This window comes from Actomonas spartinae (genome assembly GCF_051209155.1).
GTDB lineage: Bacteria > Verrucomicrobiota > Verrucomicrobiia > Opitutales > Opitutaceae > Actomonas.
This window is the reverse complement of the sequence record NZ_JBPJGB010000001.1, coordinates 1,146,153-1,172,149: the sequence shown is the minus strand read 5'-3', so window position 1 is coordinate 1,172,149 and position 25,997 is coordinate 1,146,153. Positions and strand designations below refer to the sequence as shown.

Genomic DNA, 25,997 nt, shown 5'->3' with positions numbered 1-25,997 from the left:
TTGCGGTGGGTCGGAGCTATTCCGGAAATGTGGGAGAAATCGCCAGCACGCGGGGCAATCGCCACTGGCGCTTGCCGCCACCCACGCGCGGGGTGCCCGGCCAGTTCTGCGGTTCGTAATCGAAGACGACCCACTCCGCGCCAATGCGAATGCAGCTGATGCTGCGCGTCGCCGCGTTGTCACGGCTCATGTTCACCGACGCAGCCGAGGCCTCCGTATCATGGGAGTGGTGAAAGGCGGCGATGGCGGCGGCGTCATTACACTGCGGATACGCCCGTCGCCGGGCGGCCGCGATCCGCGTGGGTTGATGCGACGACGAGGTGATCGGCCCCACCACCTGTTGATCGAAGTCGATGCGCCGTTGGCAACCGTTCCAGCGCAGACGCGCCACGCCCCCCGCCCCATCGATCGCCACGAGCTCAAACGGCGGAGTGCGCCCAAGATCCACGTCCTCCATCGTCGCGATGGCGTCATGCGCATGGCTCGCCGCCATCGCCAGGGGGGCAAGACGCCCGCGGCTGTCACGATGGCCGTCGGCCGGAGGCGACCACGGCGAAGCGTAGTCGTTCAAAAGCGCCGCCGTGACGCCGAACTGGTTGACCGCCAGCCAAGTGCCGCCGCTGTCGGGATCTGTCGGCGCCAGCCAGGTCACCCCGCGATCGGTCGCAAACTCCCGCGGAGCCAGCTCGGCCGCGCGAGTATGCAGTTCATCGCGGTTGAACCACAGGGTGTAACCATCCGCGTCGCGATGCGGCAGCCAGCTCAGCGTGCACATGCCGGTGCGAGGGTTTGACGGTATTTAAGCGTGGACGGCGCCATGCCAAAATCGGCCGGCAGCACCACGCCATGCGCATGCGCGATCACGGCGATGAGCGCAAAATGGTGCACCGTGTGGTTGACCAAAAATTCCAGTTCGCGGGCCAAGGACGTGACCAGCACGCCGCCTTCGCTGGTCTCCGCGGCCAGCCGCAGCGTGCGATCCGTGACGCCGCCGCCGGCAAAGTGTTTCAATCCGCTTTCGATCTCACGCCAAATGGCGACGGCATGGTCGGCTTCCGTTTCGATGCGGATGTCGCGGGCACGGTTTTCGTAGTCCAGTTCGCCCTCCTCGAGCGCGCCGATCAGCGCTTGGTAGTGCTCGATCGCATGCCGGAAATGGCCGCCGGCCGAGGAGTTGAAACAACCCGCCACCGGCACCGTGTAGTGAGCAACGCCGAGGCGCTGCACGACTTCGATACCTTGGGCCACCAAAACGAGGTTGGCCCTCGCGGCGGCGGAAACGAGAACGGAAGGGGTCACGACGGGAGGCGATTGCATTCGGGCATGAGAGTCGAGCCGCGCAAATTTATTCCGCGTAACAAAACGGTCACAACCCCACCGGCTCGACTCCGGTCTGGAGCCAGGGGGGGGCCAGCGGCCCGTCGTGAGTTGCGGCAGCATCGCCTTCTCCCTTGCGCTGTCGCAGGTCCCTTGGCGTCGTGCATGTCGCCGACCGGACCTGATCTGGCGGTCAGCCGCAACCGCATGAAGCCAACACCAGCCCGCCCCATCCTAGGTTACCGCATCCTCGAATGGACGCTCTACGGACTGCTCTTGGCGGTGTTGGCAAAAGCGGCAGCTGACCTCCTGTTCTCGACCTTCATGATCTACGACGACGAGGGCTACGTGCTGATCACCTTGCGCAATGCCTTCACCGCCGGCCCGCTGTTTGACGAGGTCTACACCCAATACGGACCGTTTTTCTACCTCTGGCACAAAGGTCTGGCCGCGCTGGGGGGATGGGAATGGACCAACACCACCGGCCGATGGATCACTTGGTTTTATTGGCTGGGATTGAGCGGGCTTTGCGCGGATCTGGTTCGTCGGCTCAGCGGCAGTGTGATCGCCACGCTATCGACCCTGAGTATCACCTTTACTGCCGTCTGGGTCATGATCAACGAGCCCATGCATCCCGGTGGCATGATCGCGTTCTTGGTGGCACTGGCCGCATGGCTTGGAGTGTGGCGCGACCCCAGCCGCCACGCGTGGTCAGCCGCGGCCATCGCCATGGTGGGCACGGCGCTGGCCTTGAGCAAAATCAACACCGGGCTGTTCCTGCTTGCCGCCCTGTGGTGCTGGTTGGTGCTCGCCGGTCGCGATACCCGGACCGGCAAGGCCGTGGCCCTACTGACCGCCGCTTTGTTGCTCGTCGGCCCGATGGTGGTGATGAACGGCCTGCTGGACACCGATTGGGTGACGACGTTTGCGCAAGTCAGTGCGCTGGCGCTGGTGACGACCTACGCGGTGGGTTGGCGCAGCGTTGAGTTGGCCACGGATTCCGGCCGGGTCTGGCGCGCAGTTGGGTTGGGTGGATTGGCGGTGGCGGTCGCCATCACCGGCACCACGCTCGCGTTGGGCACATCGCCCGGTGGATTGCTCAATGGCGTGTTGCTGGGACCGTTGCGCCACCCCGGCGCCTATTCGTTTCCGATCCTGTGGCGGCCCGGAACCCGGGAGTTGAGTCTGCTGATCGCCATCCTCATCGTGGCCGCGCTTCGCTGGTCCGACGCCCGATGGATCAACCCGCTCATCCACACGCTTCGCGCGGCGCTGGCGCTCGCGCTCATCGCCGCGATCTGGCAATGGCTGCCCGCCAGTATCATCGCCCTCGGCGTATCTTACGCACTGCCCCTCTCCGCGGTGTTGGCCTACCCGCTGATCAAAGACAAGGCGGCCACCGGACGGTTCTGGATCGCGATGCTCCTGACTTGGCAAGCATTGCATGCCTATCCGGTCGCGGGCAGTCAGCTCAACTGGGGCACGTTTCTTTGGGTGCCGCTCATGTGCTTGGCGGCGCACGAGAGCTTGCGCTGCGTGCCACCGGTATCGTTTCGCCGCTGGGCCTTGGGCGCCGCGGCCGCGGCCGGCCTGTTGGGCGGCGGGCGCGCCGCGGCTGAGTTGGCCATCCGCGGTTGGCACAACCAGCACGCTGGTGATCGACTGGAACTCCCGGGAGCAGAGTCGCTGTTATTGCCCAGTCGAATGACGAGCAACCTGCAGTTCCTGACGCGCAACGCTTCGGCGCATATCTCAACTCTTTTCAGCCTAACCGGCGTCTACAGCTTCAACCTTTGGACCGGACTCCCCACTCCCACGCTCGCCAACGCGACCCACTGGTTCTCCCTGCTTTCCCCCGCCGAACAACAAGCGATCATCAACCGCCTCGAGAACGATCCCCGGGCGGGCGTCATCGTGCAGCTCGACGTGGTGCGCTTTCTCTTGCGCGATGGCCGGGATATCTCCGGACCGTTGGTCGACTTTCTCACCCGCAACTTCACGCCCGTCCTGGAAATCGACGGCTACGGCCTGTGGCTGAAAAAAGATCGCCAGGTAGAGATCCTTGGCCTTGCCCGCTGGAGCTCGCCAGGGACCCTGCATTTCTCTTTGTCGGAACCGCTGCCCGAGTTTTCCGCCGTGGAGCTGTGGGAGTTGGACGACCCCTTCCGCCATCGCCTCGTCAAGTCATCGCCCGGGGACTACGAACTCCGGCTCGATCACTCCCCCACGGTCGATTCATGGTTTGGCTATACGCTCGACCTGCCGACCGGATCACCGGGTATCGACGGCGTGCTCATCTTCCGCGACGAGGCCGGCGATATGGTCCAGTCGCTGCGCGTCCCGCCCTGGCCGGCCGAAGCGTCAACGACGACGGGCGACCAATAACAAGCTCACTCCCAACGGCACGAAGACACGCTTCGTCGCCGGAGTCACGAAGGCCCACCGCGCGAACCGATTGAGCCACGCCGGCGGCACGGTGTCTTCGCTGCGAGTCACCGCTTTGATCAATCCGAGTTGACGCAGCAATTTGCGTCCGCGACGCAGGAGCAAAACCGCGGGGAAGGCCAAGGTGTTGGTGTAGCTCACGTGCTCGACCACCCAATCGGATTCAGCAAACAAAGCCGCGAGTCCCGCCCGCCGATACCGACGAAAATGGTGCAGCGACTCGTCCCACTCGCTCCACAGCAACATGAAGGCCGGCACCGTGACCACCACCGTGCCACCCGGCCGCAACAGCCGCGCAAACTCCCGCACCACCGCCTGGTCGTCGGGCACGTGCTCGAGCACATCGAGCGCTGTCACCATGTCGACGGAGGCGTCGCCCAACGGCACTTTGTCGCCCGCCAAGCCGATCACTTGCTCCGGCGAAAATCGCTGCCGCAGCCGCTGAATGGACTCTTCGTGGTCATCAAGCACCATGACGCGACAATCCGACTGCATCTCCTCCGCAAACGCCCCGGTGCCAGCACCGCAATCGAGCAGCAGGGCGTCGCTGCGCAAAGCGCCGACCCGCCGCAACCAGCTTCGCACGATCTCCCGTTTGCCGGTGTAATACCAGTGGTCGGTTTCGATCGCGGCCAGGTTGTCGTATTCAGCGGAGTCCATGCATCGGGCGATTCAATCTTGTCGGCAGGCTTCGACCGCCCAATAGCTCTGTCGATGAAATTTTCGGCGACATGAGGATCGAATCGTTGCGCGCAACGATACCTCGATGGGGTCGACTCGGCGGGATTCTGTGCCTCGTTTTGTTGCACCTCGGTCTATCGATCTGGGGCCTCCGCGCCGCCGGCCCAACCAGCGACGAAATCGCCCATTTCACCGCCGGCTATTCGTATTGGAAATACAACGACTACCGCCTGCAGCCGGAGAACGGCAACCTGCCGCAACGGTGGGCGGGGCTGGCCCTGCTCCTGCAGGAACCGGCCTTGCCAGTCGACGGCCTGGAACACATCTGGCGCGCTTCCGATGTGTGGATGATCGGGGAGGTATTTTTCTTTCGAGCGGGCAATCCGATCGACCGCATGTTGTTCCTCACGCGCTGCGCCATGCTCGTTTGGCCGCTGGCCTTGGGCGCCCTGGTGTTTTTTTGGTCCAAACGACTGTGGGGCGAAGCCGGCGCCTTTCTCTCCACCGCGCTGTATGCCGTCAGCCCAACGGTGCTGGCCAACGGCGCATTGGTGAACTCCGACACCACGGCCGCGGTCGCGCTGCTCACCGCAACCTATTGCTGGTGGCGTTGCCTGCACCGGGCCGGTTGGCGCACCGCCGCATTGAGCGTGGGCGCCACGGGTCTCGCCTTCGTATCCAAATTTTCCTGCGTTCTCCTGATCCCGGTTTTCGCCATCCTCGCTGGTTGGCGCTGGTGGCATCAGCGTGACGAGCTCGGTCGCTTGGCCCGACTCACGCTCATCCATGGTTTCGGCGCTTGGTTGGCGATCTGGTTGTTCTTTGGCCTTCGTTTCACTCCCGAAGGCGCGGGCATGCCGCCCGTCGAGAAATACTTCCTGCCGTGGGATCAGATGCTGAGCCTCGGCGGCCCCATGAACACACTCATCGAGTGGGCGCGCGATTGGCGCATTCTGCCCGAGGCGTTTATCAACGGCTTCGCGCATGTGCGTTACCAAGGAAACGCGCGCAACGCCTTCCTCTTCGGCGAATTCAGTCGGACCGGCTGGTGGTGGTTCTTCCCGGCAACCTTTCTGCTCAAAAGCACCGTCGCCGAGTTGATCACCGCCATGGCCACCACCGCGGCGGGGATCCACCGGCTCGCCCAGGCCCGCCTGCGTCGTCTCAACCCGGCCTCGCCGATGTGGCCCTTGCTCGCCTTCGCGCTGGTTTACGGCGTTTTTTCACTGACCAGTAACCTCAACATCGGTCACCGCCACATCCTCCCCCTTTACCCGATCCTGTTCATCGCCGCCGGTGGTCTGGTGACCGCAATCCCCAACGTTTCAAAGCGCTGGTTTCTCGGCGGTCTCCCCCTGCTATCACTCGCCGGTTGTCTCGCGGTCGCCCCTCACTTCCTCGCCTTCTTTAACGTCACCTCCGGCGGTCCCGATCGGGCCTGGACCAAGTTGGTCGACAGCTCACTCGACTGGGGCCAAGGCCTGCCCGCGACCGCCCAATGGATGCGTGACCATCGCCAGGACGATGAACCCATCTACGTCAGTTATTTCGGCACCGACAGCCCCCGCTTTCGCATGCCGGACGCCATTGAGCTATCGCCCTTCTACAGCCACTACCGACCCCGCCCATGGGTCCCCCTCCAACCAGGACTCTACGCGGTCGGCGCCACCATGCTGCAGGATGTCTACAGCCCTTTCGCCGGAGAATGGAATCCGGACAAGGAGGCAGGCTACCAGTTTCTTCGCCGCACCTTGCTACCGGCGATCGAATCAGGTGAGCAAGACGCCACCATCATCGACTTCGGCTACGGCGACACCGAACAAGTCTGGAAGTTTGACCGCCTGCGCTTCAATCGACTGGTGGCTTACCTCCGCTTCCGGCGCCCCGAAGCGACCCTGAACCACTGCATGATGGTGTATCGTCTCACCGCCGAGGAAGTGAGGGTCGTCGCCGCCGGTAGCAGCCAGGAACTGGCGGACCTCATGGAAGCAGCCCGCGACCAACATCACTGAGAATGCCCCCCTCCCCGCGAATGACTTGGTCCTCAAGGCGCACCCTGGCCATCGCCGCCGGCCTGCTGGTGCTACATGTTCTCCTGGCCACCTTCGGTCTCTCCCGCGTGGGCTTCACCAACGATGAAACCGCCCACCTCACCGCGGGCTACACGTATTGGAAATTTAATGACTATCGCCTCCAGCCGGAGAACGGCAACCTGCCGCAACGCTGGGGCGCCCTTCCCCTGCTCGCGCTCCAGCCGGACCTGACGCCGGCAGATCACCCCGAATGGTGGCAACAAACCGAACTGTGGCTGTTGTCGGATCACTTTCTCTTCGGTTCCGGCAACGATCCGGACCTGCTGCTGCGGTGGGCGCGTCGCGCGATGGTGGTATGGAGCGCGGCACTGGGCCTGCTGGTTTTCATCTGGTCACGTCGGCTGTGGGGCGACGCCGGGGCCCTGGTTTCACTTTCGCTCTACGCCTTCAGTCCGACCCTTCTGGCCCACGCCCCCTTGGTCACGTCCGACGTGACAGGAGCGTGCTGCCTCCTCGCCGCGGTCGGCGCCTTTTGGCGGGCCTTGCGGCAGGGCGGAAAGTGGCTGGCCGTGAGTGGGATGGTCACCGGACTGGCTTTCGTCGCCAAATTTTCCTGCGTGATGCTGCTGCCGGCCTTCGCGTTGCTGGGAGCATGGCACGTGGCTTTGCCGCCGGGGGATAAGCCGTCGCGCGCTGCCGCCGGACGCACCTTTGCGCTGCTACTCTTGCTCAACGGGGTGGCCGCCGTCGCGTCGATTTGGCTATTCTTCGGACTGCGCTACGGAGCGAGCGGACCGGCGATGCCGCCGATCGAGAAATTCATGCTTCCGTGGGAGGAAACACTCTCCCTCCCCGGCATGGTCACTGCGGTCATTCAGTTTGCCCGCGACCTCAAGCTCCTGCCCGAAGCCTACATCGAAGGCTTCGCCTTCGTGCGCTATTTCGGAACCGCCCGCGGAGCCTTTCTCGACGGGGCCTACAGCACCACCGGTTGGTGGTGGTTCTTTCCTGCTGCGTTTTACTGGAAAAGCACCGTCGTCGAGCTGCTGTGCACGGGCGCGCTCGGTGCGCTGTTCGTCGCCAAAATCCGGCGGCCGTGGCCCCACCAACTCCGCAGCCTGACCCGCTTGGCCCCATTGCTCGTCTGGGCAGTCGTCTTCGGGACCTTCTGCCTCACCAGCAACCTGAACATCGGCCAACGACATATTCTCCCTCTCTACCCCGTCCTGTTCATTTTGGCCGGAGCTTTGTTTGCCACCGTGCCGTCCCGGTTTCGAAAAGGCATGATCCTGCTTCCGCTGACGTCCGCGATCATCGCGCTGAACATCGCCCCGCACTACCTCACCTTCTTCAATGCGCTGTCCGGGGGACCGAAGCAGGGTTGGAAAAAACTCGCCGACAGTTCACTCGACTGGGGCCAAGGGCTGCCGGAACTCAGCCGCTGGGTGCAAGAAAACCGCCAACCCGACGAGACCTTGTATGTGTCCTACTTCGGTAGCGATGCATTGGCCCGGCGTTTGCCCGATGCGATTCCTTTCGCCCCGATTTACGATCACTTCCGCCTCCGTCGTTTCGAAGAGCTTGAACCTGGCCTATACTGCATCGGCGCGACGATGTTGCAGGACGTGTTCAGTCCCGTGAACGGGCCCTGGGACGCCGCCAAGGAAGAGGCCTACCGCGCCGGTATGGCCTGGGCTCGGCAACAACTCGAAACCGGCCAGCTGGAGAATCGCATCATCGATTTCGGCCGCGCCGGCACCGCGGGCCTCTGGCAGGTCGAGCGACTGCGCTTCGCCCGCCTGATGCTATACCTGCGCGAGCGTCGCCCCGACGCCATCGTGGCCAACACCACCCTGGTCTTTCGCCTCAACGAGCTGGAGCTGCGGGCCATGATCGATGGCCCCCCGACGGTGGTCGAGCGGATGATCGAAGCGGCCAAGCGCGGAGAGATTCCCGGACGCGACAGCTGATTACGGCAGCTTCCGAATCCACTCGTTGAGGGCTTCGGCATCATATGGCACCGTTGTCACCTCAGCCGCCGCGGCGTCCGGGTTCATGGTTTCGAACTTCTCCGCCCAAGCTTTTAACAACTCCAGATCGACTGCCTGCACGCGGCTCACCCGGATCACATAGGTTGGAGCGAAGGTGCGTTCCATGACCAGGTCCAAGGTGAAGGCCGAGCCATAATCCTGATCGACGGAAACGAAGCGAGTCCCCGAGGCCAGATCCACGATCACGCGTTGAACCACGTAGACGCCATCGAAGGTCTGGCGATCAAAGTGAAATACGAACTCGTCCAGGCGTTTCGCGAAGGTGAATGGGTTCAACGACGATTGATCGTGCAGGAACCACATCACGTCCGCCGCCGGATCAATGACCAGAATCCGGTTGCCCGCCGCGGTCTGTTCCTGGGCGAAGTCCTGTAGCCAGTTGGCTGTCCGCGCCGCATAGTTTTCCGCGTTGTATTCCTGCCGCGTGATCGCAGGCACGCTCCAACCCAACCATTGAAAACCAGCCAAGCCCGCCAGGATCCACCAGGACCTCCGCAGCGCCGGCACCCGGGACCACACCCAGATGATCGCCATCACCAACAAGAGGTGCGCCGGCAACGACAGGCGCCGGATCACCGGGTCATCCCACTTGCCCCAAAAATAACAAAGCATCAACAGGGTGTGAGCCATCAGCCCGAATATCGTGATGAGCAGGGCCGTGTCGGCCGGCTCCCGCCGCAGGACCTCCAAGCCCTGCTTGTAGACCAACAACCCGAGGAAGCCCAACGCCAGAATGCCCAGCGCGCCCAGCAGCCAAGCGTTCGGCTGCGACCCATCGAAGGAGAAGAAAAAGTTCAGCGCATGCCCGATGTTGTCGTAGAAATAACCGAACCCGAATGGCGAGGTGGCGCCTTCCACATCCTTCAACTGCCAGGAAGCTTCGCTCAATTTGAAGACGTTCTGCAGCCAAGGAACCGGCAGGAGGAGCAGCGGGGTCGCAAAAGCAGCAAAGGGCAGATGGATCGCCCGACGGCGCCACCACCCGTAGGCCACGACCACGCCAGTCGGCACCACAAACAGCGCCGACTCATACCGCACCTGAGCCAGTAGAACCGTGGCGTAGAGCAAAGCCGACAATCGGTCGTCATTGGTCGGCTGCTCCGCGAAGCGCATCCCCAGCAAAGCGACGAGCAGGATCATGACCAGATTCAGAAGTTCGAATCCGGCACCGACGGCATTTTGCACCACCAGCGGCACCAAACAGACCCAGGCGACCGCGACCACCCCGGCCCAATTTCCACCAAACCGGCGACCGAACAGAAAAAGCAACGTGGTGAACGCCAGTCCCAGCAGCGCATTGAGGACAAAGACGTTTTCGAACCGATAACCCGTGGCGTCGTGCAACAGCGAAATCAAAAACGGAAAGAACAAGGGACGCTTATCCACCCGCGTGTTGAGCGTCACAAAGTTGCCGCCAAAATCGTAGGCCCGCAATACGATCGCCCCTTCGCGATGCTCGTGCAGCTGTTTGGCGGTGGAGCTCAGTAGGTATTCGTCGGCGACGATCTTAAACCCGTGCGGTTCGACCACCTGGAGGTAAACCGCTCCCAGCACCGCCGCCAAGACTCCGGGAACCAATCGCCGCCAGCCCACGCTCGAAGCGGCCGACGCCTGCGGATCGCGCCTGGCGCCACGCACCAGGTCTCGCCCCAGATGATACACCAAGCCCGCGAAAGCCGCGGCGACGAACCAGAACCCGTAATCGCGCACGGCTTCGACCGCCTGCACCGGCGTCAGCGCGACGAAACCCAGCAGGACCGCCAGCAGCCCCACCAAGCCAAACAATACCAAGCGTTTGAACATAAAAAAACCGCCCGCACAGTGTGCGGGCGGTCGGAAGATTCAATGCCTAAACCTTACTGGAGGTAGGTCAGGGTGCGAGCGCCGGCGATGCCGGAAACGATGATCGCGTTACCCTGGGTGTAGTTGGCCGGGTAGGACTCGCTGGCCACCGTGGAGAGCGACTTGATGTAGGCGTTGGCGCCGACGAGCGAGGTGATGTCGACCGTGGAGGTGCCGTTCTCGAGGAAGTATTGGTCAGCGGCGGAACCCAGCTGGCGCATGTTGTTCAACACGGCCTTGTCCTGGGAGGACTGACGAACCTTCTGGAAGGCCGGAATGGCCATGGCGGCGAGGAGGCCGATGATGACGACCACGATCATGATTTCGACGAGGGTGAAACCCTTGGAGGAATTGGAACGCTTCATACTGATTGGATTGGTTTTGATGATGATTATAGAAACGCCCGGGGTGCGGACGTCACTCCGAGCAAGTAAAACCGGCCATTCTTTCGCAAGTTCAATCTCGCAAATGATTTGTGCGTAGTATTACGCAAACTTGGCTGAGGCGGATGCCCCACCCTCTACCTCCCAAAAATGCATTTTGGCGCGAAACCTAGCCACCCGCCAACGATTTGCGCATATTCAACCTAGCCCTGAGCGGCAAATGGGCTCCTATTGGAGGCCGAATATGCACCTGCTGAACCGCCTTCCCTTTCGCGCGCTGTGGGTCGGTTTGGCTATCGCGGGAGTGATGGCCAGCCGTGCCGATGAACTGCGTCTTGCCAACGGCGATCGTATTTCCGGCGACTTGATTCGGCAAGACGACAGCCGGGTCGTCTTCCGTTCCCCGGTGCTCGGCACCCTCGACTTGGCGGCCGAACAGGTTGCCGAGGTCATCAAGAGTCTCCCGGCCAGCGACCTCGCCGACCCCGCGGCCGCGGAAGCCGCCAAAGCTGTGGCCGCCGTCACCCCTCCGGCGTCCCCTGAGCCCAAACCCACCGCCCCGAAGGCGCCCGACGCGCAACCGAAGCCCAAGTCCCGCGCGGAATCCACCGCGTGGTCCGGCAAACTGGAACTCGGCTACCGCCAATACGACGGCAAGCGCGACGACACCAACTTCGACTTCCGCGCCTCCGCCGAGAAGAAGATCGGTCCCAACGACCTGAAAGCCGCCGCCCGCCTGCTCTACGGCAAACAGAGCGAAAAAGTCACCACCGAGCGTTACGACGCGAGCTTCCGGTGGCGCCGCGAACTCGGGGAGCGCACCTTCGCCCAATCACTCACCAGCTACTACCGCGACCCGATCAAGGACATCCTCAACAACTTGGAGCAAAACGTCGGTGCCGGCTATCGCCTCCTTAAAACCGACGACCACGTGGTCAACGTCGGCGCCGGCCTCACCGCCCAATACCGGACCTCCGAATTCGACGACGGCAGCGTTTATGCCCTGGTTGAGCTCTTCCAGGACTACAGCTACCAGATCAACAAGCGGGTGAAGTTCTCGCAAAATGCCGTCGCGCAGTATTCGCCGGACGGTCAATCCCGCTTCATCACTGTCAACAACCAGCCGTCGCAAGTCTCCACCGGCGAGTCCAACTACAAGTTGCGCTTCGATACCGCCCTCCAAGGCAAGCTCACCGACAGCATCTCCCTGAATCTGCGCTTCGAATACGAATTCGACAACGCGGTCGTGACCGAGAGTGCCCGCGCCGATCAACGCATCACCAGCTCGATCGGCTACGGATTCTAGGGCGCCTCACTTCGCAGGCTTGCGCGCCGGAGCCTTTTTCGTGGCCGCTTTCTTGGCCGGGGCCTTCTTGGCGGGAGTCTTCTTGGTCGCGGCCTTCTTCGTCGCGGCCTTCTTTTTCACCGGTTTGGGCGCCGGCGGCGGTGCCAGCAACTCCTCGACCGAAATCTCCTCCGCGTCGCGCCAGAGTTGCTCGAGTTGGTAGTTCTCGCGCTGCTCCGGCATGAACAGGTGGATCATGATCTGGTAGGCGTCGAAAACGATCCACCCGCTGCCGTCACCCGATTCGACGCCCGCGATGGGCGCGCCCGCAGCGTCGAGCACGCGCTCGGCCTCGATGCGCAGCGCCCGCAGGTGCGGGTTGGCCATACCGGTGGCCAGGATCAGAAAATCGGTGATGCTCGAATGCTCTCCGACCGCGAGCACGCGCAGATTCTCCGCCTTCTTGGCGTCGAGCGCCTTCACCAAATCGGTGAGCAGGGCGCGGGCATCGGGCAGTTTGGCCAGGGAGGTGGCAGCGGTTTTGGACGTGGCAGGCATGAAGTTGGTCAGCGGTATAGGCCCTTTTCACGAATGAACTCAATCGTCTTGTGGGGCATGAAATAGTCGAGCGAGAGGCCTTGCCGCATCCGCTCGCGCAGTTCCGTCGAGCTCAACTCGATCAAATGGCCATCGCAGCGGTGCAACCTCAGCCCCGGCACCTCGGGCGCTTTTTTGGCCGGATGCCCGGGGCGTTCGAGGAAGATGAACTCGATCAAACCGGCCAATTCCTCGATCGCGTGCCATCGGTCCAGCTTCGGCACCTGATCACCGCCGATGATCCAAAACAACTGCGCCTCCGGGTAACGTTCCCGAAAATGCCGCACCGTATCGACCGTGTAGCTGATCCCACCACGTCGCACTTCAAAGTCAGATACTTCAAAGCGGTGATCCCAATCAATGGCCGCCCGCACCATCGCCACCCGGTCCGCTCCCGACGCGCTCACCTCATAGTCTTTCAAGGGCGCCTGCGCGGCCGGCACGAGCACCACGTGGTCGAGCCCGTGTTGCTCCAAAGCATCCTGTGCCGCGATCAAATGACCGAAGTGCACGGGATCAAAACTGCCGCCCATGAGACCAATCTTCATGGCGCGGTTGTGAGGGGCATCGCACTTGGATAGAAGCGCGAAGTTCAGCGCTACTCCACCGGACGAACAAAACCCCGCTTGTCTTGGTGGGGAAGTTCACCCTTAAAACTGCCCTTTCCTCACCCCGCGCCCCGGTGGTGGAATGGTAGACACTGGAGACTTAAAATCTCTTGGCCGCAAGGCCGTGACGGTTCGAGTCCGTCCCGGGGCACCAACCTTCGCTCCGCTCCCACGGCGCTTCGGCTGGCGAGGCCAGCTTCCTCCCATCCCTCCCCGTTTTGGCCGCTCCCCCCTCCTCTGTTCACGACGCGCTGACGCAGCCGAATCGCTACGGCTTGCGGCAAAAGATCGGCGCCGTGCTGGGACCGGTCCTGTTGCTGGCTTGTTGGATCTTGCCCGCCCCGAGCGGGATGAGCGACGAAGCGTGGCGGACCGCTGGGGTCGCTGCGCTCATGGCGGTGTGGTGGATCAGCGAATCGGTGCCGATTCCCGTCACCGCCCTGCTGCCGATCGTGCTCTTTCCTCTCGGTGAACTCGCGCCGATCAAGACCATCATGCCGGCCTACGCCGATCCGATCGTGTTTCTCTTTCTCGGCGGGTTCCTGCTCGCGCTGGCCATGGAACGCAGCGGTCTGCACCGGCGCATCGCCTTCGGACTCATTGGCATCATGGGCCTGAAACCGCGCCGTATCCTCGGCGGATTCCTGCTGACGTCCGCCTTGCTCAGCATGTGGGTCAGTAACACCGCCACCGCGCTCATGATGCTGCCGATCGCCCTCTCTGTCGCTGCCTTGATCGCGGATGACGAAAGCAGCCCCGCCCAAACCCGCGCCTTCCGCGCCGCCTTGCTGCTGGCCGTTGCTTACGGAGCCACCACCGGCGGCATGGGCACCCTCATCGGCACTCCGCCCAACGCCCTTCTGGCCGGTTTCATGCAACGCACCTATGGGGTATCCATCGGCTTCGGCCAGTGGATGTTGATCGGCGTGCCGGTCGTGCTGCTGGCTCTCCCGCTGGTCTACCTGGTGCTCACACGGATCGCCTTCCGCGTCGGGTCCCAACCGCTGGAAGCGGTCGGTCGTCTGATCGCGGCTGAAAAGCAACGCCTCGGTCCCTTCGCCGGCGCCGAGCGCATCGTGGCCATCGTCTTTACCCTCACCGCGCTGTCCTGGGTGTTTCGCCACTACCTCGCCGAACTGTCGCCGATGATCTCCGACACCACCATCGCGATCGCGGGCGCGGTCGTGTTGTTCATGATTCCGGACCCGCAAAAGCCGGGTCGCTTCGTCATGAGTTGGGATGCCGCCAAAGCGCTGCCGTGGGACGTGCTCCTGCTGTTCGGCGGCGGCCTCTGCCTCGCCGGTCGCGTGCAGGCGAGCGGGCTGTCCGCCTGGCTCGGCGACCAAGCCGCGACCTTGGACGGCATGCCCTTCGTGCTGATTGTCGCGACCGTTTGCCTCGGCATTCTGCTGCTCACGGAACTCACCAGCAACACCGCGACCGCCGCGACCTTTTTGCCCGTCATCGCGACCGTCGCCATCAGCCTCGGCCAACATCCCCTGCTCCTGCTTGTGCCCACCGCGCTCGCGGCCAACTGTTCCTACATGATGCCGGTCGGCACGCCGCCCAACGCCATCGTTTTCGGCAGCGGCGCAATTCCCCTGCCCGTCATGGCGCGCACCGGTCTGTGGCTCAACCTCCTGCTTGTGCCGCTCATCGTCGCCGTGATCTGGCTGCTCGGGCCCCATGTTTTCGGATTCCAAATCGACGTCCTGCCCGAATGGGTGGCACCGGCGATCCCTTGAATTTTCTTTGAGGGGCGACGCGGGCGGCGAACGTATCAATCAGGGTATGAAGACCCTGTTCTCTCTCCTCCTTGCCCTCGCTCTGCCCGCCGCCGCGTTTGCCGCGCACCACGAAGATGGCGAAAAGACCGCCAAGACGGACGACTACCCGCTCAAGACCTGTGTCGTTTCCGGCGAAAAACTCGGCGGCATGGGCGATCCCTATGTGATCATGTATCAGGAGGCCGGCAAACCCGACCGCGAAGTCCGCCTCTGCTGCGAGATGTGCAAAGGCCGCTTCAACAGCAACCCGGCCAAATACCTCGCCAAACTCGACGCCGCCCACGAATCCGCCGACCACGCGGATCAAGAAAAGCCACAGCCTCACGCGGCCGCCGAGAAGCACGACCACTCCTGATGTCTTCCCGCGGGTCCAGCTCTTGGCTCGGCTACCTGGCGGTGGCCGCGCTCGCCGGTGCGATCGGTTTCATCGCGGCCCGGTCCGGTCAAAACGAACCGATGGCGATGAACGCCGACGGTGCTTCGTCCGGCTCCACCACGGAACGCAAGGTGCGCTTCTACCAAAGCCCCATGCACCCGTGGATTACGTCCGACAAACCCGGCCGTTGCACCATTTGCGGCATGGCCCTGGTCCCCGTCTATGAAGGCGAGGCCGGATTCGGCGACGGAGAGACGGTCAAACTCTCCGACGCCACCGCCGCCGTCATCGGTGTGGCCACCAGCCCCGCCTGCGTCACCGAGCTCACCCGCACCCTGCGCGTCAACGGCACCTTTGAGGCCGACCACACCCGCCACCGCGTGCTCTCTGCCCGCGTGCCCGGTCGCATCGAAAATCTCAATGTCGACCAAGTCGGTATGAGTGTCGCCGCCGGCGACCCGCTCGCCACGCTTTACAGCCCGGCCATGCTCACCGCCCAACGCGTCTACTTGGAGCGCATCGCCGTGGGACCGAGCGCGATTTCCACCTCCGAGATCTCCGCCGCTCGCGAGCGTCTGCTCGACCTCGGCGCCGACGAAAGCGACATCGCCCGACTTGAGCGCACGCGGAAACCCGAGGCCAACGTGACCGTGCGCGCTCCCTTTGCCGGCACCGTGATCGCCCGCGGCCCCAGAGCCTACGAGGGCGCTTACGTATCCGAGGCCGAGAGCCTCTTCGAACTCGGCGACCTGTCGTCGATGTGGTTCGTGTTCGACGTCTACGAGTCCGACCTCGCCCAGCTGAATGAAGGCCAAACGGTTCAGGTCACCCCAGCCGGAGCGACCGGAACGCCCCTCACTGGCCAGATCTCGTTCATCGATCCCAACCTCAATGAAATGACGCGCACCGCCCGCGCCCGCGTCGTGTTGCCCAATCCGGACGGCGCCCTGCGCCACCGGCAGACCGCCACCGCCAGCATCACGATCGACTTGGGCACCACGCTCACGGTGCCGCGCAGCGCCGTGCTCTTCACCCGCACCGAGCCCACCGTCTTTCTGTCCCTCCCCGACCAAGCCTACCAGCCCCACACCGTCAAAGTCGGCCGGGCCAACGCCGACGTCTACGAGATCATCGCCGGACTCAATGAAGGTGACGAGGTCGTCACCCGCGCCACCCTGCTCCTTGAGGGTCAGGCCCAGCTCTCCGCACCGGCCGGCGGCATGGCCATGGAGGGTATGGCGGTCATGCCCGCGGCCACCGACGCCGCCGACGACATCGCCGCCCTGGAACCGCTCATCTTCGCCGCCGCTGACGCCGCCGCTGCCCTCGCCAACGACGACGTCACCGCCTACGCCGAAACCCTGCCGCGTATCCATGAAGCTTGGACAGCTTACCTTACGGCCACGCCGCACGCGGCCGACGGTTCGCTCGCCGCCATGGTCGATGACCTCGTCGACGGCCCGACCCTGGAGGAGGCACGCACGCCGTTTGAGCCGTTCAGCACCCAGGTCGCCGATCTGGCCCGCAGCGCCGGGCTGCATCGCCAGGGCAAGGTCAGCATCTTCCAATGCCCGATGTCCCCCGTGCTGGGCACCGGCCGCTGGGTGCAACGTGACGATGAGCTGCGCAATCCCTTCTTCGGTGAGATGATGCTCACCTGCGGTTCCCTCCTCGAATGATCAACCGCCTCGTCCATTGGTCCCTGCACAACCGTTTCGTCGTGTTGTGCGCCTTCCTCGTCCTCTGCGGTTGGGGAGTGGTTTCGCTGCAGCGCGTGCCGATCGATGCCATTCCGGACCTCTCGGAGAACCAAGTCATCGTCTACGCCGATTGGCCCGGACGCTCTCCGCAGGAAGTCGAGGACCAGATCACCTACCCGCTGTCGGTCGAGCTGCAGGGCTTGGCCGGCGTGAAGACGGTGCGCGCCTCCTCGATGTTCGGCTTCTCGTTTCTCACCGTCATTTTCGACGAGAAGACCGACAACGCCTTTGCCCGCACCCGCGTGCTCGAGCGGCTCAATGCCATCGGCGAAGGTCGCTTGCCGAGCGGCGTCACCGCCCGCCTCGGCCCCGACGCCACGGGTCTGGGTTGGGTTTATCAATACTACCTCAACGACGAATCCGGCACGCAGGACCTCGGCTCTCTCCGCACCCTCCAGGACACCTTTGTGCGCTATCAAATCGGCGCCGTGCCCGGTGTCGCCGAGGTCGCGTCGATCGGCGGGTTTGTGCAACAGTTCGAGATCGAGGTCTCGTCGGCCAAGCTTCGCCAATACGATGCCACCCTCGGTGAGGTGCTCGACGCCGTCGCGGCCAGCAACGCCAACGTCGGCGGCAAAACCATCGAGGAAAACGGCACCGAGTTCATCGTGCGCGGCGTGGGTCTGATCGAGTCCGTCGAGGACCTCGAACTCATCGCCGTGCAAGCCCGCGACGGCACGCCGCTGCTGTTGCGGGATCTTGCCCAGATCCGCATCGGCGGCGCGTTCCGGCGGGGCGCGCTGGACGTCGATGGCCGCGAGGTGGTCGGCGGCATCGTGGTGATGCGCTACGGCGAAAATGCGTATCAGGTTATCCAGGACATCAAAGCCCGCATCGCCGCCATCACGCCAGGCCTGCCAAGCGGCGTGACCATTGAGCCCTTCTATGACCGCAGCTCTCTCATTGAGCGTGCGATCGACACCCTCAAGGGCGCCCTCACCGAGGAGATCATTCTCGTGACGCTCGCGCACGTGCTCTTCCTCTTTCACTTCCGCAGCATCCTCATCGTGACCCTGCCGCTGCCGGCCTCGATCCTGATTTCGTTTATCCTCATGGATCAGTTCGGCATCCCGTCGCACATCATGTCGCTCACGGGTATCGCCATCTCCATCGGCGTGCTGGTGGACGCCGGCATCGTGATGACCGAGAACGTGATCCGCCATTGCGAACGGGAGCAGGAGGAACGCGGCGCAGGGGCTCTCACGCGCAAACGCGTCTTCGAGCTGACGCTCACCGCCGCCCAACAGGTCGCCCGCCCCATCGCCTTCTCGATGGGCATCATCATCCTGGCCTTCGTGCCGGTGTTCCTCCTCGGCGGGCAGGCCGGCAAACTCTTTCATCCGCTTGCCTTTACCAAGAGCTTCGCGCTCATCGGCGCCACGCTGCTCGCCGTCACAGCGGTGCCGGTGTTCTGCACCCTGCTGGTGCGCGGGCCTTTTCGTTCGGAGGACAACAACGTGCTCATGCGTTTCCTGCTCCGCGGCTACGATCCGTTGCTGCGCGCCGCGCTGCGGAACCGGGCGGTGGTGCTGATCGGCGCCGTCATCCTGCTGGTCGGCACGCTGCTTTACGCCTTCGGTCTGCCGCGGGCATGGAACGAAAAGTTGCCCGACTCGATCGCGCGCCACACCCAGGGCTTCGGCCGGGAGTTCATGCCTCCCTTGGAGGAAGGTGACCTGCTCTTCATGCCCGTGCTGTTGCCCGCCACCTCCTTGTCGGAGGTGAAACGCATCATGTCCTGGCAGGACGAGGTGATGAGCCATCATCCCGAGGTCGTGCGCGTCGCCGGCAAGCTGGGTCGCGCGGACACCGCGACCGACCCGGCGCCGGTCGAGATGATCGAAACCACCATCACCCTTAAGCCCAAGGATCAATGGCGTCCGGGCGTGACCAAGGAGCAGATCGTCAATGAACTTTCCGAGCTGCTCACTCAGGTGCCCGGCTACGTGCCCGGGTTCCTCATGCCGATCGAGAACCGCATTCTGATGACCAGCACGGGCATCCGCGCGCAGGTCGGCGTGAAGCTCTTCGGCGACGACCTCGACGCCCTGCAGCAAAAGGCCTTCGCCATCGAAAAGGTCATCCAAACCATTCCCGGCGCCGCCGGCGTCGCGCCGTCCCGCGTGCAAGGCAAGCCCTACCTTGAGATCCGTATCCGCCGTGCGGATATGGCGCGCTACGGATTGCGCGCCGCCGAAGTGCTGCGACTGGCCGAGACCGGCATCGGCGGCACTGTCCCGACCAGCACCATTCGCGGGCGTGAACGCTGGCCCGTGCAGGTGCGCCTCGACACCGCCGATCGCGGGGACATCGAGGCGCTCGGTGAGATCCCTCTTACCACGCCCAGCGGCGCGATCATCCGACTTAGTCAGGTGGCCGACATCGTGCGCGTGCTCGGTCCCAGCGAGATCGCCTCCGAAAACGGCCGACTGCGCGTCTTCGTGCAGGCCAACGTGCAGGACCGCGACCTCGGTTCCTTCGTCGACGAAGTGAAACGCCGCGTCGAAACCGAAGTCGCGTTGGATCCCGGCATGACCATCGCTTTCGCTGGCGAATACGAAAATCAGCTCCGCGCCCGCAACACCCTGCGCCTGATGGTGCCCGCCGTGATCGCGATCATCTTTGTGCTGCTGGTGATGACCTTTCAATCGGCCAAGGAAGCCGCCCACGTCGTCCTCGCGGTTCCCTTCGCCCTTACCGGCGGATTTCTGCTGCAGGGTGCTCTCGGTTACCCGTTTAGCGTCGCGGTGTGGGTCGGCTACATCGCGCTCTTCGGCACCGCGATCCAGACCGGCGTGGTCATGGTCGTTTATCTCCAGGAAGCCGTGGAAAGCGCGCGGCGTGAAACCGGCCGCGCGCTCACACCGACCGAACTCACCGAAGTGGTGATCGCCGGAGCCAAGCTGCGTTTGCGTCCCAAGGTCATGACGGTCGCCACCACCGTGGCCTCGCTCACGCCGCTCTTTTGGCTCGATCGCAGCGGTGTCGAAGTGATGCGCCCGATCGCCGCGCCCGTCGTCGGTGGCATGGTGTCGAGCCTGTTGCACATCCTCATCGTCACCCCGGTGATCTTTCTTTGGCTGCACAGCCGACGCGAAGGAAAAGCAGAACCCGCGTAGTCAGCGCCGGGATTCTCGAATAGGTTGATTCATATGGCCGACGACCCCAGCTCCAACGAGATCGTCTACATGGGCATGCCCCATGAGCGCGTGCTGCGGCCGCGCTTCTACGTTGCGGTGGCACTCACCCTGCCGGTCCTGATCATCGCCATGGGGCCCATGCTCGTCCCTGCCTGGGCGCACGGTTTTCCCGGTCTCTCCCACGCCGCCAACGGCTGGTTGCAGGCATTGCTGGCCGCCCCGGTCTTTTTCTGGAGCGGACTCTTCTTCATCCGGCGCTGGTGGCTTTCCATCAAGGAGCGCGACACCAACATGTTCACGCTCACCGTCACCGGCACGGGCGTGGCCTACTTCTACAGCCTTGTCGCGCTGATCTGGGGTGAACATTTTCCCACCGCGCTGCTCACGGATCACGGCGCGCCGCTCTATTTTGAAGCCACGGCTTTCATCACCACCGTCGTGCTGCTGGGACAGATCCTCGAACAGCGCGCGCATTCCCGCACCGACGCCGCAATCCGCGGGCTGATGGACCTGACTCCGCCGACTGCGCATCGGCTTGATGCCGACGGCAACGAGGAGGACGTGCCTTTGCAGGAAGTCCAAGTCGGCGACCGCCTCCGCATCCGTCCCGGCGAAAACGTGCCAGTTGACGGCGAGGTCGCAGACGGCCGCAGCGAGGTCGACGAAGCCATGCTCACCGGTGAACCGGAGCCGGTCCTGAAAAAGCGCGGCGACACCGTCAGCGCCGGCACCGTCAACACCTCCGGCACCCTCGTCATCACCGCGCGCGGCGTCGGCGGCGACACCCTGTTGGCCAAGATCATCAAACTCGTCGAGGAGGCCGCCGACAGCGAACCGCCCATCGCGCGCCTGGCCGATCGCGTCTCCAATATTTTTGTCCCGTCCGTGCTCGCAATCGCGGTCGTCACCTTCGGTGCGTGGACGCTTCTCGGCGGCGACGAAGGCTGGCTTTGGGGCCTGTTGAACGCGGTCGCCGTGCTCGTGATCGCCTGCCCCTGCGCACTCGGACTCGCCACGCCGGTTTCCATCGTCACCGGCATCGGTCGCGGCGCTCAAGCCGGAGTCTTGGTCAAGGACGCCACCGCGCTTGAGCGCCTCGCCCACGCCAACACCCTGCTCATCGACAAGACCGGCACGCTCACCGAGGGACGCCCGCAGGTCGTGGGCCTCGAATCTCGCGACCAACAAACCAACGAGGATCAACTCCTGGCACTCGCTGCCGCCGTGGAAACCCACAGCGAACATCCGCTGGCCCGCGCCATCATCGACGCCGCCAAGGACCGGAATCTCACGATTCCCGACTCCATCGACTTCGCCAGCGAACCGGGTCAGGGCGCACACGCCACGGTCGACGGCGACACCATCACCGTCGGCCGAGCCGATACCAACGCTCAGATCGACGAGCACCCGCACGCCTCCTTGGTTGCGGTGCGACGGGGCGAAACCTTGCTCGGGCACATCGCCCTCGAGGATAAAATCAAATCCAGCACCCCCGCCGCACTGAAAGCCCTGCACCAACGTGGTATCAAGGTCGTGATGGTGACTGGCGACCGCGAGGCTTCCGCCCGCCGTATCGCCAACGAACTCGGACTCGACGCGGTGCACGCCGAAGTGACCCCTGAACGAAAACAGGAGCTGGTCAAAGCCGCCAGAGCCGACGCGACTGGCGGCGCCACCGTCGTCTTCGCCGGCGACGGCATCAATGACGCGCCCGCCCTCGCTGCCGCCGATGTCGGCGTGGCCATGGGCACCGGCACCGATGTCGCCATGAACAGCGCCGGTCTCGTGCTCGTGCGCGGTGACCTCGCGGCGCTCGCCGCCGCGGTCACGCTGGCGCGCGCCACCCTGCGGAACATCAAGCAGAACCTCTTCTTCGCCTTCTTCTACAACAGCCTCGGCCTGCCTGTCGCCGCCGGTTTGTTTTACCCGCTCACCGGCTGGTTGCTTCACCCGATGTTCGCCGGTGTCGCCATGAGCCTAAGCTCCATCAGCGTTGTCTCCAACGCCCTGCGGCTGCGACGAGTCCGCTTGGACGACTGAGCGTTGGGCCAGTGCGTCGAACCCGCGCACATCAACCATTGGGCGGGGGCAAAACGGACCTACTGAAGGCCGATTTAAGGCCCAGTCTGGTCGACATAAATGGCTTTTATTTCGTTTCTTACGAAATTTCATCGCGTTGCATTCTGCACTGACTCAGGGCTGCGAACCCGAGGGGCTCTCCTCTCGATTTGTCCAACAGCCCATCGACCCAGCTGGGCGCTTCAACAACCCACTACTCCCATTCGACTCATGAAACGATCTGCGTTCATCTGCGCGGTTGCGGCTACGGCATTGTCCTTTGCCACCGCCAATCCGCTCTCGGCCCAAGGCCGCTCCAACACCAACGGCGGCAGCACGCCCAACGGAAAACCGTTCGTCTACCTCAACGAGCTCATCGCCAACAACTCGGCCGCGATCGCCGATCTCGAATCCGACTCTTCGGTTCTGCTCGCCGGCCTCGCCGCCCTGGAAAGCCGCGTCAGTGCCAACGAGGGCAACATTGCCGCCAACGCCGCCGCCATCGGCGGAATCCTCGACGAGATCGGCGCGATCAACGGCACCATTGCTGCTCAGCAAGCGGAGATCGGTGACCTTCACGCTCAAATCGTTCGCGTCGATGCCGAAGCCGATCAGGACAAGGCCGAACTCGAAGCAGCCTTGGCCGCGCTTGGGCAAACCGTGTCCAACGGCTTTGCCTCGCTGCAGTCGCTCTACGCCAGCCTCGCCGCCACGCTCGATGCCCAGGCGGCCGAACTCGCCGCGTTCAAGCTCGAGGTCGCCGATCAAAACGCCGCCGCGCTCGCTCAGATCGACGCGATCAACGCGACCATCGCCCAGCTTCGTTCTGAAATCCCCTCTCTTTCCGACATCAACGCGATCGTGGCCAACAACACCCTGGTCATCGACCTGCAACAGAACGTCGCCACGCTGCAAAGCGCGGTTTCTGGAATCAACAACGACATCCTTGCCCTCGACGGTGAGCTGACCCTCGTGCAGGCCAGTATCTCCGATCTGGATACGCGCGTCACCGCCAACACCGACGCCATTGCCGATCTGAACGTCCGCATCGACACCCTCGGCAGCAACACCGGCCTGCCCTCGCTTGACGACGAAGTCGCTTCTCTGCCTGCCCTGCTTGGCAACGTCACCGCCGTCCTGCCGAACGCCTACGCCTTCAACTACGATGGCAACAACTACAACAGCTCAAACCTCATCTACGACGGTGGCCGCGACATGTATGACGCCGGCAACATACTGCAGTCTCCACTACAGAATAACGGAGCGCTCGACTACTGGCCCGGGGTCGCGACGGCCATGATCCCCTACACCAACGGCCAGTTGGCGAATGGCGACGATGCCTACGGCACCGACTCATCCTACTACACCATCGAAGGCAGCGGCGTGTTCGTGCTGTCGGTTCGCAACGCGACCGTCGACCGCGCGTGGATCTCCGGCAACCTCGGTGCCGACGGCAGCGGCGCGGTGGTCGGAAACGCGTTTGAAGTCACGTTTGAAGGTGCGACCTACCAGGTGTTCACCAAATCCGTCACCGACGCCTATGGTCGTGACCCGTCTGTGGTGCACGTTTGGATCCTGCCCGCCGGCGTGGAAATCAACCACACCTACTCCAACAGCACCAATTCGGACTTCGACCAGATCGCGACCGTCGGTGGTGAGCCGCTGGGCGACTTCTACTACCTGCTGCTGTCCTCGCATCCGCCCTTCCACCCGTCGCAGGCGCAACTTGAGCAAGTCGTGGCCGAGTTCTTCGCCGCCACCCGTGGCTAACTCGAGCCGTTAAACTCACGCAGTCTTTTCAGGGCGCCCATCACGGGCGCCCTTTTTATGCCCGACAGCCCGGGGCCGCCGAACCGCATCGTAACCTTTGTGACATTTGCCCCTTGGTGACACTCCCGTGTCGACCACGTGACGTCGGCGTTACAGTTTGGCGACATGATGCGCCGCCTTGTGAGTCTGTCTGCCCTGTTGGCGCTGGCCGGCGCCGGCTGCCAATCCGTCAGCACCCGCGCCCGCCAGCACGCGGAGGTCTTCCAAAGCCTTGCTCCCGCAGTGCAGGCCAGACTGTTGACCGGCGAGGTGCGCACCGGTGACACCCCGGCGATGGTCGAGATCGCGTTCGGCACACCCGACGACGACAAATCCCTCAGCACCAGCAACGGTCGCATCCGCCGAAGTTGGGTGTATACAGAGAAGCAATACATCAAGGAAGGCTCCCAGCTGCTGCGCGTCGACGAACGCCGCCACTCCGCCGAAGTCGCCGACGTTTACCGGGTCGTTCACGTGTTGGTGCGCGAGGTGACCTTTCTCGACGACCTGGTCGTCCAGGTGCGCGATCCGCGCCGCGAAGCGCAGGCGCTCGCCGCCTTAAAATAGCAGCGCGCCCGCCCCGCCACAGACCAGCACCACCGCCCACGGCGGCAACTTGGTGAACTTCAATCCCACGAAGGCCATGGCCGCGAACGCGATGCGCCGCGTCGAGGTCATTGCGGCCGGCCAAATCGGATCAATCAGCGCCGCGACCAGCAGTCCGACCACCGCCGCGTTCGTGCCCCGCAGCGCCGCCTGTGCCGCCGGCAGGTGGCGCAGGCGCTCCCAATACGGCATCGCACCGAGCACCAGCAGCCACGAGGGCACATAGATCGCCACCAAGGCCAACACGCCACCGGCAATCCCCCCCGGACCCGTCGAGATCGATGCGCCCAGAAAACTGGAGAAAGCAAACAAGGGCCCGGGCAGGGCCTGCGCCGCACCGTAGCCCGCCAGAAAGATCTCCGGATCCACCCAGCCCCGGCCCACCGTAAATGCGTCGAGCAGCGGCAGCACCACATGCCCACCGCCAAAGACCAAGGCACCCGCCCGGTAGAACCCATCAAAAACAAGCAGCCCCTCACCGCCCACCCCGGCGCCCACGAGCAGCGGCAGTCCGACCAACAGGGCGAAAAAGCCGGTCAGCCAAATCCAACCCGGCAGCACGACTGACTCGCTCGCAGCAGTCACCGCGCTCGACCGCTCCGCCGTATGGCCGCGAAACAGGATCCAACCCGCCAACGCACCGGCCAGGATTGCGACTACTTGCCATCCCGCGCCTTCGGTCGCGACCAACAGCACGGTCGCAGCGAGCGCGAGCCCGGCGCGCGGAACATCGGGACACAATTTGACCGCCATCCCCCAGATCGCCTGCACCACCACCGCGACCGCCGCCAGCTTAAGCCCGACCACCCATCCGGCCTGGCCGACGTCGCCCAACGTTGCGACGCCGAGCGCGAACCCGATCATGAGCACCGCCGATGGCAGCGTGAACCCCACCCACGCCAGTAGGCCGCCAACAAACCCGCCCTCGCGCAGCCCGATCGCATACCCCACCTGACTGCTCGCCGGTCCCGGCAAAAACTGACACAGCGCCACGAGGTCGGCGTAGTCCGCATCGCTCAGCCACTTCCGTCGCTGCACAAATTCGGTTTGAAAAAAACCGAGGTGGGCCACCGGGCCGCCAAAGGACACGCAACCCAGTTTGAGGAAACACCAGAACAACTCGGACAAGGTGACGCGGCGGGCAGGCATGAACACGGTTTGCATACGCAACTCGACGCCTCCCGCAACCGATTCCGGCACGTCAACGTCGGCCATCGCG

The 25,997-nt window shown here is 63.8% G+C and carries 19 protein-coding genes and 1 tRNA gene; 12 read left to right on the top strand and 8 right to left on the bottom strand.

Going from position 1 to position 25,997, the window contains the following annotated elements:
* Positions 1-16: 16 nt before the first annotated feature.
* Both AC0MRV_RS04815 and AC0MRV_RS04810 read right to left on the bottom strand, forming a co-directional pair.
* Entirely contained in the window at positions 17-775 is a 759-nt protein-coding gene (locus AC0MRV_RS04815) for an NRDE family protein (protein ID WP_472763297.1), read from the bottom strand.
* Complete coding sequence (locus tag AC0MRV_RS04810; protein WP_472763296.1) at positions 763-1,299, bottom strand: hypothetical protein; 537 nt, start codon at positions 1,297-1,299, stop codon at positions 763-765. Before AC0MRV_RS04810 ends, AC0MRV_RS04815 begins: the two co-directional genes overlap by 13 nt.
* Positions 1,300-1,524: 225 nt before the next feature.
* Between AC0MRV_RS04810 and AC0MRV_RS04805 the strand changes: the two genes are divergently transcribed.
* Complete coding sequence (locus AC0MRV_RS04805) at positions 1,525-3,702, top strand: hypothetical protein (protein WP_472763295.1); 2,178 nt, start codon at positions 1,525-1,527, stop codon at positions 3,700-3,702.
* Here AC0MRV_RS04805 and AC0MRV_RS04800 read toward each other — a convergent pair.
* A complete protein-coding gene (locus AC0MRV_RS04800) occupies positions 3,679-4,422 on the bottom strand; it encodes a class I SAM-dependent methyltransferase (RefSeq protein ID WP_472763294.1) in 744 nt (247 codons plus the stop codon). The genes AC0MRV_RS04805 and AC0MRV_RS04800 overlap by 24 nt on opposite strands.
* Positions 4,423-4,493: 71 nt before the next feature.
* On the opposite strand from AC0MRV_RS04800, the gene AC0MRV_RS04795 reads away from it, so the two are divergent.
* Positions 4,494-6,455, top strand: coding sequence for an ArnT family glycosyltransferase (locus tag AC0MRV_RS04795; protein WP_472763293.1), 1,962 nt, complete (start codon positions 4,494-4,496; stop codon positions 6,453-6,455).
* 20 nt (positions 6,456-6,475) lie between these two features.
* Positions 6,476-8,446 (top strand): ArnT family glycosyltransferase, encoded by a 1,971-nt coding sequence (locus AC0MRV_RS04790; protein ID WP_472763292.1) that lies wholly within the window; start codon positions 6,476-6,478, stop codon positions 8,444-8,446.
* Here the strand turns inward: AC0MRV_RS04790 and AC0MRV_RS04785 are convergent, their stop codons facing one another.
* Together AC0MRV_RS04785 and AC0MRV_RS04780 are read right to left on the bottom strand one after the other, a co-directional pair.
* Positions 8,447-10,330, bottom strand: coding sequence for a glycosyltransferase family 39 protein (locus tag AC0MRV_RS04785; RefSeq protein WP_472763291.1), 1,884 nt, complete (start codon positions 10,328-10,330; stop codon positions 8,447-8,449).
* Between the two features lie 53 nt (positions 10,331-10,383).
* Positions 10,384-10,734 carry a type II secretion system protein gene (locus AC0MRV_RS04780; RefSeq protein WP_472763290.1) on the bottom strand — a complete coding sequence of 117 codons (351 nt, stop codon included), beginning with the start codon at positions 10,732-10,734 and terminating at the stop codon, positions 10,384-10,386.
* A gap of 262 nt (positions 10,735-10,996) precedes the next feature.
* Between AC0MRV_RS04780 and AC0MRV_RS04775 the strand changes: the two genes are divergently transcribed.
* On the top strand, positions 10,997-12,058 hold the full coding sequence (locus tag AC0MRV_RS04775; RefSeq protein WP_472763289.1) for a DUF481 domain-containing protein: 1,062 nt from the start codon (positions 10,997-10,999) through the stop codon (positions 12,056-12,058).
* Between the two features lie 6 nt (positions 12,059-12,064).
* Here the strand turns inward: AC0MRV_RS04775 and rsfS are convergent, their stop codons facing one another.
* Both rsfS and nadD read right to left on the bottom strand, forming a co-directional pair.
* Positions 12,065-12,595, bottom strand: coding sequence for a ribosome silencing factor (gene rsfS, locus AC0MRV_RS04770; protein ID WP_472763288.1), 531 nt, complete (start codon positions 12,593-12,595; stop codon positions 12,065-12,067).
* Positions 12,596-12,603: 8 nt separating this feature from the next.
* Entirely contained in the window at positions 12,604-13,182 is a 579-nt protein-coding gene (gene nadD, locus AC0MRV_RS04765) for a nicotinate-nucleotide adenylyltransferase (RefSeq protein ID WP_472763287.1), read from the bottom strand.
* Between the two features lie 128 nt (positions 13,183-13,310).
* Between nadD and AC0MRV_RS04760 the strand changes: the two genes are divergently transcribed.
* From AC0MRV_RS04760 to AC0MRV_RS04725, 8 genes are all read left to right on the top strand, one after another.
* A tRNA-Leu gene (locus tag AC0MRV_RS04760) sits at positions 13,311-13,396 on the top strand.
* 64 nt (positions 13,397-13,460) lie between these two features.
* Positions 13,461-14,987, top strand: a complete 1,527-nt coding sequence (locus AC0MRV_RS04755; protein ID WP_472763286.1) for an SLC13 family permease — start codon at positions 13,461-13,463, stop codon at positions 14,985-14,987.
* A 46-nt stretch (positions 14,988-15,033) separates the two neighbouring features.
* Complete coding sequence (locus tag AC0MRV_RS04750) at positions 15,034-15,384, top strand: hypothetical protein (protein ID WP_472763285.1); 351 nt, start codon at positions 15,034-15,036, stop codon at positions 15,382-15,384.
* Complete coding sequence (locus AC0MRV_RS04745) at positions 15,384-17,084, top strand: efflux RND transporter periplasmic adaptor subunit (RefSeq protein WP_472763284.1); 1,701 nt, start codon at positions 15,384-15,386, stop codon at positions 17,082-17,084. The genes AC0MRV_RS04750 and AC0MRV_RS04745 overlap by 1 nt, the downstream gene beginning before the upstream one ends.
* On the top strand, positions 17,081-20,284 hold the full coding sequence (locus tag AC0MRV_RS04740) for an efflux RND transporter permease subunit (RefSeq protein WP_472763283.1): 3,204 nt from the start codon (positions 17,081-17,083) through the stop codon (positions 20,282-20,284). The genes AC0MRV_RS04745 and AC0MRV_RS04740 overlap by 4 nt, the downstream gene beginning before the upstream one ends.
* A gap of 33 nt (positions 20,285-20,317) precedes the next feature.
* On the top strand, positions 20,318-22,345 hold the full coding sequence (locus AC0MRV_RS04735; RefSeq protein WP_472763282.1) for a copper-translocating P-type ATPase: 2,028 nt from the start codon (positions 20,318-20,320) through the stop codon (positions 22,343-22,345).
* Between the two features lie 249 nt (positions 22,346-22,594).
* Entirely contained in the window at positions 22,595-24,133 is a 1,539-nt protein-coding gene (locus AC0MRV_RS04730) for a hypothetical protein (protein WP_472763281.1), read from the top strand.
* 165 nt (positions 24,134-24,298) lie between these two features.
* Positions 24,299-24,739 (top strand): hypothetical protein, encoded by a 441-nt coding sequence (locus tag AC0MRV_RS04725; protein WP_472763280.1) that lies wholly within the window; start codon positions 24,299-24,301, stop codon positions 24,737-24,739.
* Here the strand turns inward: AC0MRV_RS04725 and chrA are convergent.
* Positions 24,731-25,993, bottom strand: coding sequence for a chromate efflux transporter (chrA, locus tag AC0MRV_RS04720; RefSeq protein WP_472763279.1), 1,263 nt, complete (start codon positions 25,991-25,993; stop codon positions 24,731-24,733). The two genes, AC0MRV_RS04725 and chrA, sit on opposite strands and share 9 nt — an antisense overlap.
* Positions 25,994-25,997: the final 4 nt, after the last annotated feature.

Excerpts from the sequence above, each read along its gene's own strand:
- AC0MRV_RS04815 (WP_472763297.1), bottom strand. The coding sequence starts at position 775 with ATGTGCACGCTGAGCTGGCTGCCGCATCGCGACGCGGATGGTTACACC.
- AC0MRV_RS04805 (WP_472763295.1), top strand. The coding sequence starts at position 1,525 with ATGAAGCCAACACCAGCCCGCCCCATCCTAGGTTACCGCATCCTCGAA.
- AC0MRV_RS04800 (WP_472763294.1), bottom strand. The coding sequence starts at position 4,422 with ATGGACTCCGCTGAATACGACAACCTGGCCGCGATCGAAACCGACCAC.
- AC0MRV_RS04795 (WP_472763293.1), top strand. The coding sequence starts at position 4,494 with ATGAGGATCGAATCGTTGCGCGCAACGATACCTCGATGGGGTCGACTC.
- AC0MRV_RS04790 (WP_472763292.1), top strand. The coding sequence starts at position 6,476 with ATGACTTGGTCCTCAAGGCGCACCCTGGCCATCGCCGCCGGCCTGCTG.
- AC0MRV_RS04785 (WP_472763291.1), bottom strand. The coding sequence starts at position 10,330 with ATGTTCAAACGCTTGGTATTGTTTGGCTTGGTGGGGCTGCTGGCGGTC.
- AC0MRV_RS04780 (WP_472763290.1), bottom strand. The coding sequence starts at position 10,734 with ATGAAGCGTTCCAATTCCTCCAAGGGTTTCACCCTCGTCGAAATCATG.
- AC0MRV_RS04775 (WP_472763289.1), top strand. The coding sequence starts at position 10,997 with ATGCACCTGCTGAACCGCCTTCCCTTTCGCGCGCTGTGGGTCGGTTTG.
- rsfS (WP_472763288.1), bottom strand. The coding sequence starts at position 12,595 with ATGCCTGCCACGTCCAAAACCGCTGCCACCTCCCTGGCCAAACTGCCC.
- nadD (WP_472763287.1), bottom strand. The coding sequence starts at position 13,182 with ATGAAGATTGGTCTCATGGGCGGCAGTTTTGATCCCGTGCACTTCGGT.
- AC0MRV_RS04750 (WP_472763285.1), top strand. The coding sequence starts at position 15,034 with ATGAAGACCCTGTTCTCTCTCCTCCTTGCCCTCGCTCTGCCCGCCGCC.
- AC0MRV_RS04745 (WP_472763284.1), top strand. The coding sequence starts at position 15,384 with ATGTCTTCCCGCGGGTCCAGCTCTTGGCTCGGCTACCTGGCGGTGGCC.
- AC0MRV_RS04740 (WP_472763283.1), top strand. The coding sequence starts at position 17,081 with ATGATCAACCGCCTCGTCCATTGGTCCCTGCACAACCGTTTCGTCGTG.
- AC0MRV_RS04735 (WP_472763282.1), top strand. The coding sequence starts at position 20,318 with ATGGCCGACGACCCCAGCTCCAACGAGATCGTCTACATGGGCATGCCC.
- AC0MRV_RS04730 (WP_472763281.1), top strand. The coding sequence starts at position 22,595 with ATGAAACGATCTGCGTTCATCTGCGCGGTTGCGGCTACGGCATTGTCC.
- AC0MRV_RS04725 (WP_472763280.1), top strand. The coding sequence starts at position 24,299 with ATGATGCGCCGCCTTGTGAGTCTGTCTGCCCTGTTGGCGCTGGCCGGC.
- chrA (WP_472763279.1), bottom strand. The coding sequence starts at position 25,993 with ATGGCCGACGTTGACGTGCCGGAATCGGTTGCGGGAGGCGTCGAGTTG.